General features: G+C 69.7%; 10 protein-coding genes. 4 read left to right on the forward strand and 6 right to left on the reverse strand.

Going from position 1 to position 12,964, the window contains the following annotated elements:
- Positions 1–302: 302 nt before the first annotated feature.
- The 6 genes from phnE (ACYQPG_RS27660) to ACYQPG_RS27685 form a co-directional block, all read right to left on the reverse strand.
- Positions 303–1,115 carry a phosphonate ABC transporter, permease protein PhnE gene (phnE, locus tag ACYQPG_RS27660; protein WP_147909930.1) on the reverse strand — a complete coding sequence of 271 codons (813 nt, stop codon included), beginning with the start codon at positions 1,113–1,115 and terminating at the stop codon, positions 303–305.
- On the reverse strand, positions 1,112–1,918 hold the full coding sequence (gene phnE / locus ACYQPG_RS27665) for a phosphonate ABC transporter, permease protein PhnE (protein WP_147909931.1): 807 nt from the start codon (positions 1,916–1,918) through the stop codon (positions 1,112–1,114). The genes phnE (ACYQPG_RS27660) and phnE (ACYQPG_RS27665) overlap by 4 nt, the downstream gene beginning before the upstream one ends.
- Positions 1,915–2,724, reverse strand: coding sequence for a phosphonate ABC transporter ATP-binding protein (gene phnC / locus ACYQPG_RS27670; protein ID WP_246691993.1), 810 nt, complete (start codon positions 2,722–2,724; stop codon positions 1,915–1,917). The genes phnE (ACYQPG_RS27665) and phnC overlap by 4 nt, the downstream gene beginning before the upstream one ends.
- Complete coding sequence (phnD, locus tag ACYQPG_RS27675; protein WP_147909932.1) at positions 2,721–3,743, reverse strand: phosphate/phosphite/phosphonate ABC transporter substrate-binding protein; 1,023 nt, start codon at positions 3,741–3,743, stop codon at positions 2,721–2,723. The genes phnC and phnD overlap by 4 nt, the downstream gene beginning before the upstream one ends.
- Before the next feature lie 703 nt (positions 3,744–4,446).
- Complete coding sequence (locus ACYQPG_RS27680; protein WP_419830723.1) at positions 4,447–4,812, reverse strand: hypothetical protein; 366 nt, start codon at positions 4,810–4,812, stop codon at positions 4,447–4,449.
- A gap of 136 nt (positions 4,813–4,948) precedes the next feature.
- On the reverse strand, positions 4,949–5,437 hold the full coding sequence (locus ACYQPG_RS27685) for a phasin (RefSeq protein WP_461232175.1): 489 nt from the start codon (positions 5,435–5,437) through the stop codon (positions 4,949–4,951).
- Positions 5,438–5,679: 242 nt separating this feature from the next.
- Here ACYQPG_RS27685 and ACYQPG_RS27690 point away from each other — a divergent pair, with 242 nt between their 5' ends.
- The 4 genes from ACYQPG_RS27690 to ACYQPG_RS27705 all read left to right on the forward strand — a co-directional run bounded on the left by ACYQPG_RS27690 (position 5,680) and on the right by ACYQPG_RS27705 (position 12,805).
- Positions 5,680–8,400, forward strand: a complete 2,721-nt coding sequence (locus ACYQPG_RS27690) for a sensor histidine kinase (RefSeq protein ID WP_461232176.1) — start codon at positions 5,680–5,682, stop codon at positions 8,398–8,400.
- A 280-nt stretch (positions 8,401–8,680) separates the two neighbouring features.
- Positions 8,681–10,627: an acetate--CoA ligase gene (gene acs / locus ACYQPG_RS27695; RefSeq protein ID WP_461232177.1), complete on the forward strand. Its 1,947-nt coding sequence runs from the start codon at positions 8,681–8,683 to the stop codon at positions 10,625–10,627.
- A 124-nt stretch (positions 10,628–10,751) separates the two neighbouring features.
- A complete protein-coding gene (locus tag ACYQPG_RS27700) occupies positions 10,752–11,126 on the forward strand; it encodes a DUF485 domain-containing protein (RefSeq protein WP_147909857.1) in 375 nt (124 codons plus the stop codon).
- Positions 11,123–12,805, forward strand: a complete 1,683-nt coding sequence (locus tag ACYQPG_RS27705) for a cation acetate symporter (RefSeq protein ID WP_147940068.1) — start codon at positions 11,123–11,125, stop codon at positions 12,803–12,805. The genes ACYQPG_RS27700 and ACYQPG_RS27705 overlap by 4 nt, the downstream gene beginning before the upstream one ends.
- Positions 12,806–12,964 lie beyond the last annotated feature (159 nt).

Consider the following 12,964-nt stretch of genomic DNA (forward strand, 5'->3'; position numbering starts at 1 on the left):
CGCCAACGCCATCGTGACGTGCCGGCGCGCACGCACCGGTGGGGATTAAAAATTGGCGGCGCCTTATCGCGACTGCGCGCGTATTGCGCCGCCATTTGACAACTTTTGATAATGCCGCGTGCCGCGCGGGTATCGGAACGGCGGCGTCAGGCGAACACGGCGATCGTGAGCTTCGAAAGGTTCCGCCCGTGGAGTCCGGATCGGCGCCCCGTCCATGCATCGCACCGATCGTTCCGGTTCTCCGATGCGAAGCCCGGACTGAGAACGCGCCTTATCCCGCGTTCACCACATCTCGATGAAGGCTAGAGAACCTTTGCCCGCACCGTGGTGACGACGATCTCGGCCACGATCACCACCGCAAAAATTGCGGCCAGCACCACGGCGACCTGATCCCAGTAGAGCAGATTCAGCGCCGTATCGAGCGCGACCCCGATGCCGCCTGCCCCGACCAGGCCGAGGACGGCGGATTCGCGGATGTTGATGTCCCACCGGAACAGCGCGATCGACCAGAAGGCCGGCTTCACCTGCGGCCAGTAGCCCATCAGCAGCGTGGCCCGCCGCCCGGCGCCCGCAGCCTGCAGGGCCTCGATCGAGCCGCGGTTCGATTCCTCAAGCGCCTCGGCCAGGAGCTTGCCGGTGAAGCCCACCGAGCGCAGCGCGATCGCCAGCGTTCCGGCGAGCGGTCCCGGGCCGAACACCGCCACGAACAGCAGCGCCCAGACCAGGGAATTCACAGACCGGGAGGTCACGAACACGAACTTGGCGAACAGGTTCAGGGGGAGGCTGGGGGTGATGTTGCGGGCGGCGAGCAGCCCGATCGGCACCGCGATCACGATGGCGATCAGCGTGCCCAGCGTGGCGATGTGCAGGGTCTCCACCAGCGCGCGCAGCGTCGGCCCGATATAGCCGGCATCCATCGGCCACATCCGGCCGAACAGGTCGGCCATCTGGTCGGGGGCGTCGTAGAGGAACTCCGGGATCACCTCGATCGTGCGCAGGCTCGCCACGAAGGCGGCGACGGCGAACAGCGTGAAGGCGAGCCGTGCCACGCGCTTCCACGGCGAGAAGCGCTGCCAGCGCCGCGGGGGGGCCGCCAAGGCCGTGCCGGCGCTCACTGGAACACCTTCCGGGCCCAGCCCGAGACGATCTCGGCCACCATGATCAGCGCCACGATGACGATCAGGATCGCCAGCACCACGTCGTAGTCGAAGCGCTGGTAGGCGGTGAACAGGGTCGCTCCGATGCCGCCGCCGCCGACGATCCCGACCATGGTCGAGTTCCGCAGGTTGGAATCGAGCTGGTAGGTCGCGAAGCCGATGAAGCGCGGCAACACCTGCGGCTGCACGCCCATGATCAGCGTCGACAGGAAGCCGGCGCCGGTCGCCCGCACCGCCTCGACCTGCTTCAGGGAGATCTCCTCGATCGCCTCGGCGAACAGCTTGGCGATGAAGCCGACGGACGCGACGATCAGCGCCATCACGCCGGCCAGCGCCCCGAAGCCGATCGCCTTCACGAACAGGATCGCCACGATGATCGGGTGGAACGACCGGCACAGGGCGATCAGCGCCCGGGTCGGCCACGTGACCCAGGCCGGCATCAGATTGCGGGCGGCCAGGAAGCCGATCGGCAGGGCGATCACGATCCCGATCACGGTGGCGATCACGGCGATCTGCACGCTCTCGACGATGCCGGACTGGATCAGCTCCCACCGGGAGAAGTTCGGCGGGAACATCCGGGCCAGGAATTGCCGGCCGTGGGTGAGCCCGGTGGCGAAGCGCTCGGGCGCAAAGCCGAGCTGGCTGGCGGCATACACGGCGTAGGCCGCAAGCAGCAGCCAGCCGGCCCGGGCGGTCCAGTTGGGGCGGAAGGCGACGCGGGCGGCCGCGCTCCGGTCGGCCGGCTGGGGGACGGCGCTCATTCGAGCCAGTTCTCGCCGCCGTAGATGCCGCGCAGGTCGCGCTCGCTCAGGCGATCGGGCGGCCCGTCATAGACGACGTGCCCGCCCGACATGCCGACGATCCGCGTGGCGAAGCGCTGGGCCAACGCCACGTTGTGGATGTTGACCACCACCGGCACCCCGCGCTCGGCCGCGAGCCGGGACAGGATCTCCATGATCTCCACCGAGCTCTTGGGGTCGAGCGACGAGGTCGGCTCGTCGGCCAGCACGATCTCGGGCTCCTGCATGATCGCCCGTGCGATGCCGACCCGCTGGCGCTGGCCGCCCGACAGGGCGTCGGCCCGGCGCGTGGCGAAGCCGGAGAGCCCGACGGACTCGAGGAGATCGAAGGCGCGCTGGATATCGGCCTCGGGGAACCGGCGCAGCCACGCCCGCCAGACCGGCACGTAGCCGAGGCGCCCGCACAACAGGTTCTCCATCACGGAGAGGCGCTCGACCAGGTTGTATTCCTGGAACACCATGCCGATCCGCCGTCGCGCCCGGCGCAGGGGGCGGCCGGACAGTTTGGCCAAGTCCTCGCCGCGGAACAGGATCTCGCCCGCGGTGGGCTGCACCAATCGGTTGATGCACCGGATCAGCGTGCTCTTGCCGGTGCCGGACGGCCCGATGATCGCGGTGAGGCCCGTGCCCGGCACCACCAGGTCGATGCCCCGCAGGACCGGCTGCCCGGCCCGGTATTCCTTGACGAGCCCGCGGATCACCAGGGCGCGCGGATCCTCCGCCCGCACCTCGGTCCCGGGCGCGCGCAGCGCAGCGGACGCGGTCACGGCTTGGGCGCGCCTTCGGCCTTCTTGCGCGCGGCCTCGGCCTCGCGGGCGGCCTCGCGCTCGTAGGCCGCCTTGTTGTAGGGCGTGCCCGACTCCTCCGCGACCTTGCGCACGATGGCCCAGTCCTTGAGGTAGGTGATCGGCGCGAACCGGTCATCGCCCTCGAAATCCTTCACCATGTCGGGCGGGAAGCGGAAGTCGTAGAAGCATTGCTTCAGCTTCTCGGCGAGTTCCGGCTTGAGATCGTGCGCGTAGGCGAAGCCGGAACTCGGAAACTTCTCGCTGGTGTAGATCACGCGGTAATCGTCGCCCTTGATCGTGCCGCGGGCGACCATCCGGTTGAACACGTCGGAGGCCACGGGCGCGGCGTCGTAATCGCCGGTGCCGACGCCGAGCGCCGACTTGTCGTGACCGCCCGAATAGACGATCTTGTAATCCTCGCCGGGCTTGAGGCCCTGCTCGGGGAACAGCGCCTTCGGGGCGAGGTTTCCGGAATTCGACGACGGGGCGGTGTGGGCGACGCGCTTGCCCTTGAGGTCGGCGAGCGTCTTGTACGGGCTGCTCGCCTTCACGACGACGATCAGGTTGTAGCCCTCGGCCCCCTTCTCGGTCCCCTTGGCGGCGAACGGCACCGCGCCCGCCATGTTCACGGCAAAGCCCAGCGGCCCGGTGGAGAAGCCCGCCACCGTCAGCCGCCCCGAGCGCATCGCCTCGATCTCGGCCGAGTTCGACTGGACCGGATAGTAGACGACACGCTTGCCGGTGCATTGCGACAGGTGGGCGGTGAACGGCTTGAACGCGTTCTCGTAGACCGCGGGGTCCTCGACCGGCGTGTAGGCGAACACGATGACGCTCGGATCGCGGGTCTTGGCCGGGATGTCGGCGACGAGATCCTGGTTCGTGTCGCAATAGGTGTCGTCGAGCTGGCCGCGATTGGCGCATTCGGCGGCCCGCGCCGGCGACAGCGAGCCGAGTCCGCAGAGCAGCGCCAAGGCTGCGCCGTACCGAGCGAATGTCACGCGTCTCTCTCCCTGCGGGGCGGTGCCACGCGGCCCGCGCCGTCCCGTCGTCACCCGGTTGGGGCGACGTTTCCCTTGCCCAACTTGTAGGTGGCGGGCTTCGGATTACGCAAGGTGGGATGTGCGTGGGCGGCGAACGAAAGCCGGCTTATGACAGGGGCGACGGACGGCGTTTTGATGGAACGCGCCGATCCGCTCGACAGGACATTGCAGAGTCACGCATGACCCGATGCGGGTGGAATCTGCCTGCGGAAGTGCCAGGTTTTTCGCGCATCGGCTCGTGAAGGGCGCGCGTTGCCCCCTCCCCTAGCGAGCTGCGACGTTCACACATCGCTGCCGGATGAGGGCCAAGGCTGACCCCAAGCGCGTCTCCCTCCCCCCTCTGCGGGGGAGGGTGGGCCGGCCGTTAGGCCGGGTCGGGAGAGGGGACCCGGGTTCAGATAAGGGCGCGACCGGCATGCCGGGCAGAGCCCGATCCTGCACCGTCGCTCCCCTCTCCCGACCCCCTTCGGGGGCCACCCTCCCCCGCAGAGGGGGGAGGGAGATCCGCGGTGTCCCCCGTGCCTTCTGCCGACCTCGATGTTTGAATCCGCCAGTTGGCGCGGAAGAGGAGACCCGCGCTTCGTCCACGAATTCAAACCACCGGAGACATTTGGGTGGAGGCGCAGCGGCGATCCTGTTGGGCTTGAAGACCCGCGTCCTCTCAGGGGACCACGCGGCCGACCGCGGTCTGCGGCGGGCTGAACGAGGCGATCGGGAGGTCGCAGAAGCAGCGGACCCCGAGGGGGCGCGGACCCGGAAGCGGGCATGCGAACGGCTTCGGCCCGGTGAGGCCCTGCTGAATGGCATCGCAATTGTAGCCGACCGGCTGGCGCTCACGGCGGCGCGGGGCGGGGCGATAGGGGCCCTCGTCGGCCGGATCGTCGTAACCCGGCGGCGGCGCACCATAGCCACCGCCGTACTGAGCCTGAGCGACGGAGCCCGGAAGCGCGGCGGCGAACGCCAAGGCGGCGAGGGTCAGCCGGAACGGGGCCCGCAGCCCGGATCGGCCGTGTGAGGTGAGGCGCATCCGTGATCCTTTCGCGCGACGCAGGCGCATCGTTCCTGCTCCGGCGGCTCTCGATGGCAATACCGGCGAAAACGAGACGGCCCGCCTCCGGGAAACCGGAAGCGGGCCGCAGAGACAGGTCAAAGCGCGGACGGCGTCAGTGCGACGAGCGGTCGGCGGCGTCCTGGACGTTCTGGGTCGTCTGCCGGACGGCATCCTGGCCCTGCTCCATGGCCTTGCGGGTCTCGTCGGCGCTCTGCTGCATCGCCGTCTTGGCCCGCTCGGCGCCCTGCTGCATCGCACTCTGAGCGATGCCGCTGAACTCCTTCGCCTGCGCCTGGATGGCGGCGAATTGGCTACGCACGAACTCGGCCTGATGCTGCATGGCCTCCTGCACGTCGCGCGAGCGGACCAGCTTCTGCGCCAAGTCGAACGCGGCGTTCACGTTCTGCTCGGCATATTCGAAGCCGCGGGACGAGACGTCCTGCGCATTGGTGCGGGCGACCTCGGCCGAACCCTGAACGGTGTCGGCGGTGCGGCGGGCCGCGCCGATGAAGCTATCGAACGCCTTGCGGGCCTGATCGACGCTCTTCTCGGCGAAGTCGCGCATCTCGGTCGGGACTTCGTAATTCGGGGGGTTGCTCATGGACGTCTCCTCTCAATTCGGCTTTTGATGGCGCCTTGTGCACTGCACAATAACTGATTCGCCGCCATATGCCACCTGCGCCGTCATCATTAAGGTTGACATGACGTAAACGTGTGACGCTCGGCGCAAGAGTCCAGCGTCGCAACCCAGGTGGCTTTACAATAGGGGTACGGTTGGGCGTGTTTCTCGGGCAAAGCGGGCCGGGGGACGAGGGATCGGGCGTAGGTTCGGGGTCGCGGGCTTTGCAGACGAGACAGACATCGACCGCTGGAGCAGCCGAGGCCGACCTCGTCGCTGCGTTCGCGGCCTGGGCGCGCCTGCCCAGCCTGGCCGCCGCGCTGGCCGACCGAGACGGCCTTCATTTCGTGATCGACCCGGTCGACGGGCGGATCCTGCTCGCCTCCCCGGCGGGACAGGCCCTCTGCGCGGCACTCGGGCAGGCCGACCGCGCGACCCTCGCCGGTCATGTCGCCCGGGCCAACCCGCACGACACCGCGCCCCGGCTCGCGCGCCTCGCCCTCGACGCGAGGCGGATCGCCCCGCCAACGCTCTGCCAGGTCGTCCGCGGGACCCGAGACGACGGCCGGCCGGTCTTCCTGGTGATTCCGACAGCCCCGGTGAAGCTGCCGCGCCCACGACACGGTGTCCCGGCGGCGCGGCAGCCGGAGGCACCCGCGAGCGAACCGGCGCCCGCCGCCGTCCCGGTCGAGGCGCCGGCCCTGAACACGGGGGACCGCTTCCTGTGGCGCAGCGATGCCTCCGGGGCGCTGACGACGCTGACCGGGTCCGAGGGCCTCACCGGCCTCATCGGCCAGCGCTGGCAGGAGCTCGCCGGGACCGGCCGGATCACCGGCGCCGACGGGATGTTCGCGGCGCTTGCCGAACGCATGACCTTCCGCGCCGAGCCGGCCTGCCTGGATCTCGGCGACGGCCCGTTCCAGGTGGAGCTGTCCGGCGCACCACTGGGGCGGGGGGATGTGGCGTTCTCCGGCTTCGGCGGGTTCGGGCTGGTGCGCAGCGTGCCGGCAGCGCTGGGTTCGAAGGCGGCCACGGCCCCGATCGCGCCGGCCGCGGCTCCCGAGCGGTCGCCCGAGCCGGTGCCGGCGCCCGATGCCTCCGCCTTGTCCGTACCGGTGCCGACCGCGCCGGAACCCGCGAGCGTCGAGCCGGCGGCAGCCGAGGCTGTCCCGCCGGCCGAGCTTCCCGCCCCGATCCCGGCCGGGCCGAAGCCCGCGATCACCAGCGTGGAGAGGCAACCGGAGGCGGCTGAGGAGCCGACCGAGACGCCGGCCGACGCCGCTCCCGCGCCCTCCGAGCCGTTCTCCGAGCCGCCTTCCCCTGCCGCAACCGTCGTCGAGCCGCCGCCGCTCTCGACCGACGAGCACGCCGCCTTCCGGGAGATCGCGCGGGCGCTCGGAGCCCGTTACGCCGGCGACGACGCGGAGACCGACATCCCGGCACCCCGGGGCGGCGCGGTCATGCCGTTCCCCGGCCCGCATGCCGGCTTTCTTGCCGGTTCTCTTGCCGATTCCATTCCTGGCTCCCTCGCCGACGGCCCGGAGGCCCGCGAATCCGCGGTCTCGCGCGATCCCGATTTCCTGGCCGGACTGCCGCTGCCGACGCTGGTGCATCGCGACGGCGCGATCCTGGCGGCGAATCAGGCCGCCCTTGCGCTGACCGGCTACGCCGACGTTCCGGCACTCACGACGGCCGGCCTCGAGCGGCTGTTCCGTGGGGTGCCCCAGCCGGACGGTCCGGAGCCGGCCGCGCGGCGGACGGCCGTCGCGGCGGCCGACGGCAGCAGCCGGCCGGTCGAAGTGATGGGCGGCGCCTGCACCTGGGAAGGCCGGCCGGCGACCTGCCTGGTCCTGCGCCCCCTCGACGAGGCCGACCCGGCCGGCGCGCTCACGGCCGAGCGGCTCGCGCGCGCCGCGCAAGCCGAACGCACCGCCGCCGCGGAAGCCGCCCTCGACGCGCTGGAGGCGGGCGTCCTGACCCTCGACGCCGCCGGCCGGATCGTGGCGCTGAACCGGGCGGCCGCCGAGCTGTTCGGGTGCGATCCCCGCGAGATCGTCGGCGGCAGCTTCGTCGCGCTGTTCGATCGGGGGAGCGTGCTGGCCGTGGCCGACGTCCTGCGCGGTGCGGCCGGAAGCCCGGGCTCGGTCTCTGTGGCCGGACGGGCGCTGACGCTCGGCGTCTCGCCCGCCCGGGTCGACGGGCGCCGGGTCGCCGTCCTGAACGCCGCGCCGCCCCTTGCCGCCCAGATTGAGCCGAGCGCCGAGGGGCCGACCGCGGCCCCCGGCGGCGGCCTCGACTCGGCGCTGGCGCGCCTGGATCGGGCCTTCCGGGGTCCGTTGACCGGGATGATCGAGCTGGCGGACGCGATGCTGAAGGAGCCGTTCGGCCCCCTCGGGGACGTGCGCTATCGCGGTTGCCTCGCCCAGATCCGGACATCGGGCGAGCTGATGCTGGAGCGCGTCGGCGAACTCCTCGACCTCGCCACCGTCGAGGCCGGTGCCCTGCGGCTCGATCCGCGCCGCATCGCGCTGAACGACGTGGTGGCCGGCTGCGTCGCGCGGCTCCAGAGCGAGGCCGCCCGCGGCCGGATCGTGGTGCGCACCAGCTTCTCCACCGACCTCGACGACCTGGAGGCCGACGAGCGCTCGGTCAGCCGGGCGGCCTGCCTCGTGATCGAGCACGCGATCCGGCGCTCGGTTGCGGGCGGACAGGTGATCGTCTCCACCGGCTCGACCGAGAGCGCGGCGATCGCGCTGCGGGTGCGGGATACCGGCGCCGGGGCAACGGTGCCCGCCGCCGGATCGGCCGGCGATGTCGAGGACGGCCTCGCCCTGCCCCGTGCCCTGGTCGAGGCCAATGGCGGCCGTCTCAAGCTCTCGGCGCGGCCGGAGGACGGCACGCTGGTGGAGATCATCATGCCGACGCGGCGGGCGGCGAACGGGTGAGTTCGCCCCCCCGGCGCACTCACCTGACCGTTTCCGCGAAGTATTCGGAAACACCCGGCCGCGGCTGACGTGCATGCCGCCAAGCTCCGCTTGACAGCGCATCGGCCGACCTTCACTCAAGCCTTAAATTGCGCCCAACTTATTTCCGCGTCTTTGTCGGCGGGGAAAGCGGCTTGGCGACGATACCGACATCGCACGATGTAGGCTACGTTACTTTGGAAGTCCTGGCTGCGCGGCCGACGCCGCGATACGATCGGGCACCAAACAGGGATGGAACGCCATGGAAGGCAAGGTCGTCGAGGTGCAGGCTGCGTGGCGTGAGGGTGCTCACGTCGACGACGCCCAATATCGCGCGCTGTACGAGGCGTCGGTCTCCGATCCGGACGCCTTCTGGGCCGAGCACGGCAAGCGCATCGATTGGATGACGCCCTTCACCAGGGTGAAGGACACGAGCTTCGAGCCCGGCAAGATCTCGATCAAGTGGTTCGAGGACGGCAAGACCAACGTCGCCTACAATTGCATCGACCGGCACCTGGAGACCCGCGGCGACCAGACCGCGATCATCTGGGAAGGCGACAACCCGGACGAATCCAAGCACATCACCTACCGGGAGCTGCACGCGCAGGTCTGCCGGATGGCCAACGTCCTGCGCAACCGCGGCGTCGGCAAGGGCGACCGCGTCACCCTCTACATGCCGATGATCCCCGAGGCCGCCTACGCGATGCTGGCCTGCGCGCGGCTCGGCGCGATCCACGCCATCGTGTTCGGCGGCTTCTCACCGGATTCGCTGGCATCGCGCATCCAGGGCTGCACCTCCAAGGTGGTGATCACCGCCGACGAGGGCCTGCGCGGCGGCCGCAAGGTGCCGCTGAAGGCCAATGTCGACGAGGCGATCAAGCGGATCGGCACCGATCTGGTCGAGCACGTGATCGTCGTGCGCCGCACCGGCGGCAGCATTGCCATGGAAGCGGGCCGCGACGTCTACTACGACGAGGCCGCCGAGCAGGTGACCGACCATTGCCCGGCCGAGCCGGTGGAGGCCGAGCACCCGCTGTTCATCCTCTACACGTCGGGCTCGACCGGCCAGCCGAAGGGCGTGGTGCACACCACCGGCGGCTACCTGGTCTACGCCTCGATGACCCACCAATACGTCTTCGATTACCGCGAGGGCGACGTGTACTGGTGCACGGCCGATGTCGGCTGGGTCACGGGCCACAGCTACATCGTGTACGGGCCCCTCGCCAACGGCGCGACCACGCTGATGTTCGAGGGCATCCCGACCTACCCGTCGACCTCCCGGTTCTGGGAGGTGGTCGACAAGCACAAGGTCAACATCTTCTACACCGCGCCGACCGCGATCCGCTCGCTGATGGGCGGCGGCGAAGGTCCGGTGAAGAAGACCTCGCGGGCCTCGCTGCGGGTGCTCGGCTCGGTCGGCGAGCCGATCAACCCGGAAGCCTGGGAATGGTACTACAATGTTGTCGGCGATCGGCGCTGCTCCATCGTCGACACGTGGTGGCAGACCGAGACCGGCGGTATCCTGATCACCCCGCTCCCGGGCGCCACAGCCCTGAAGCCGGGCTCGGCGACGAGGCCGTTCTTCGGCGTGAAGCCCGAGATGGTCGATGCCGAGGGCAAGGTTCTGCAGGGCCCGTGCGAGGGCAACCTCTGCATCGCGGATTCCTGGCCCGGCCAGATGCGCACGGTCTACGGCGACCATGAGCGGTTCGAGCAGACCTACTTCTCGACCTATCCGGGCAAGTACTTCACCGGCGACGGCGCCCGCCGGGACGTGGACGGCTATTACTGGATCACCGGCCGGGTCGACGACGTGATCAACGTCTCGGGCCACCGGATGGGCACCGCGGAGGTCGAATCCTCGCTGGTCGCCCACCCCAAGGTCGCCGAGGCGGCGGTGGTCGGCTACCCGCACAATGTCAAGGGCCAGGGCATCTACGCCTACGTCACCCTCAACGACGGCGAGGAAGGCGACGACGCCCTGCGCAAGGAGCTCGTGACCTGGGTCCGCAAGGATATCGGGCCGATCGCCTCGCCGGACCTGATCCAGTTCGCCCCCGGCCTGCCCAAGACCCGCTCCGGCAAGATCATGCGCCGCATCCTGCGCAAGATCGCCGAGGACGATTTCGGCTCGCTGGGCGATACCTCGACCCTGGCCGAACCTGCCGTGGTCGAGGATCTGATCGAGAACCGGCAGAACCGGCCCTGATCGGCCGGACCGCGCAGGAACGACGAGGCGGGTGCCGGTCCGGCGCCCGTTCCCAACACAAATCACGAACCTTGGTCTCAAGAGGAACCGGAGGGCCGAAGCGCCCTCGCGGGAGGAATACGCCATGAGCGGCTCGACACTCGGCCTTCGCGGGGGCACGGCGCCCCCATCAACCCGCAAGCCCGCCGCGACGGTCGATCCGCAGATCGACCGGATCGTCCGGACCCCGGAATTCAAGCAGCTCGTCACCGAGCGCACCCGGTTCGGCTGGATCCTGACGATCCTGATGCTGGTGGTCTATTTCGGCTTCATCGGCCTGATCGCCTTCGACAAGTCGCTGCTCGCCGTGAAGGTCGGCGGCGGCACCGCCTCGCTCGGGCTGTTCATGGGCGTGTTCGTGATCCTGTTCGCCTTCGCGCTCACCGGCATCTACGTGGCCCGGGCCAACACGCGCTTCGACGCGCTGAGCGACGCACTGAAGCGGAAAGTCGGCCGATGAACCGCATACTCCTCGGCCTCACGCTGGCCACGATCACGGCCTGCGCGGCCTATGCGGCCGGGCCTGACCTCGGCGCCGTCTCGCAATCGGCCACGAACTGGCCGGCCATCGGCATGTTCCTGTTCTTCGTCCTGCTGACGCTGGGCATCACCTACAAGGCCGCCAAGGGCACCAAGTCGGCCGCCGACTTCTACGCCGCGGGCGGCGGCATCTCGGCCGGCACCAACGCCCTGGCGATCGCCGGCGACTACATGTCGGCCGCCTCGTTCCTGGGCATCTCGGGCCTGGTCTACACCTCGGGCTTCGACGGGCTGATCTACTCCACCGGCTTCTTGGTCGGCTGGCCGATCGTGCTGTTCCTGATCGCCGAGCGCCTGCGCAACCTCGGCAAGTTCACCTTCGCCGACGTCGCGAGCTTCCGCCTGGACCAGACCGCGATCCGCATCATCTCGGCGGTGGGCACCCTGGTGGTGGTGGCCTTCTACCTGATCGCCCAGATGGTCGGCGCCGGGAAGCTGATCCAGCTGCTGTTCGGCCTGCCCTACCTCTACGCGGTGATCATCGTCGGCGTGCTGATGATCGTCTACGTCGCCTTCGGCGGCATGAAGGCCACCACCTGGGTCCAGGTGATCAAGGCCTGCCTGCTGCTCGGCGGCGCGACCTTCATGGCCGGCGCGGTGCTGCTGAAATACGGCTTCAACCCGGAGGCGCTGTTCGCCAGCTCGGTTCAGGTCCACCCGAAGGGCGACGCCATCATGGCGCCCGGCGGCCTGGTCTCGAACCCGATCGAGGCGATCTCGCTCGGCGTCGGCCTGATGTTCGGCACCGCCGGCCTGCCGCACATCCTGATGCGCTTCTTCACGGTCGCCGACGCGCAGGCCGCACGCAAGTCGGTGTTCTACGCCACCGGCCTGATCGGCTACTTCTACATCCTGACGTTCATCATCGGCTTCGGCGGCATCGCCCTGCTGATGTCGGACCCGAGCTACTTCAAGCTCGGCGCGGCGGGCACCTTCGACAAGCTGAAGGACATGATCGGCGGCACCAACATGGTCGCCGTCAACCTCGCCAACGCGGTGGGCGGCCCGTACTTCCTGGGCTTCATCTCGGCGGTGGCCTTCGCGACCATCCTGGCGGTGGTGGCGGGCCTGACGCTGGCTGGCGCCTCCGCGGTCAGCCACGACCTCTACGCCCAGGTGATCGCCCGCGGGCGCACCACCGAGAAGCACGAGGTCAACCTGTCGAAGCTCTCGGCCGTGGTGATCGGGATCGTGGCGATCTATCTCGGCTACGTGTTCGAGAACCAGAACGTCGCCTTCATGGTCGGGCTGGCCTTCGCGGTGGCGGCGAGCTGCAACTTCCCGGTGCTCGCCATGTCGATCCTGTGGCGCGGCACGACCACCTGGGGGGCGCTCGCGGGTGGCCTCGTCGGGCTGATCTCGGCGGTCGGGATGGTCGTGCTGTCCAAGGCGGTCTGGGTGGTGACGTTCGGGAACGCCGCACCGATCTTCCCCTACGACAACCCGGCCTTGTTCTCGATGCCGCTGGCGTTCTTCACGATCTGGGCCGTGTCGAGCCTCGACCGGTCCCGCAAGGCCCAGCGCGAGCGCGCCGCCTTCGAGGCGCAGTTCGTGCGCTCCGAGACCGGCATCGGAGCGGTGGGCGCGCACGCTCACTGAGCCGAGCCGACGCAGACGGATCGGAGGGCGCGGCGCGAGCCGCGCCCTTCGTCGTTCGAGCGCCCGGGCCGGCGCCGGAGCGGCGGATCGCACCCACCGCAAGCCGCCATGTTGATGACCGGCCCCACCGCCAGATTGCGGATTGACCAACAGGTTCCT

It is taken from the genome of Methylobacterium sp. CM6246, from assembly GCF_054818005.1.

Coding starts and splice junctions, on each gene's coding strand:
- ACYQPG_RS27705 (WP_147940068.1), top strand. CDS start 11,123: ATGAACCGCATACTCCTCGGCCTCACGCTGGCCACGATCACGGCCTGC.
- phnE (WP_147909931.1), bottom strand. CDS start 1,918: ATGAGCGCCGTCCCCCAGCCGGCCGACCGGAGCGCGGCCGCCCGCGTC.
- ACYQPG_RS27680 (WP_419830723.1), bottom strand. CDS start 4,812: ATGCGCCTCACCTCACACGGCCGATCCGGGCTGCGGGCCCCGTTCCGG.
- acs (WP_461232177.1), top strand. CDS start 8,681: ATGGAAGGCAAGGTCGTCGAGGTGCAGGCTGCGTGGCGTGAGGGTGCT.
- ACYQPG_RS27700 (WP_147909857.1), top strand. CDS start 10,752: ATGAGCGGCTCGACACTCGGCCTTCGCGGGGGCACGGCGCCCCCATCA.
- ACYQPG_RS27685 (WP_461232175.1), bottom strand. CDS start 5,437: ATGAGCAACCCCCCGAATTACGAAGTCCCGACCGAGATGCGCGACTTC.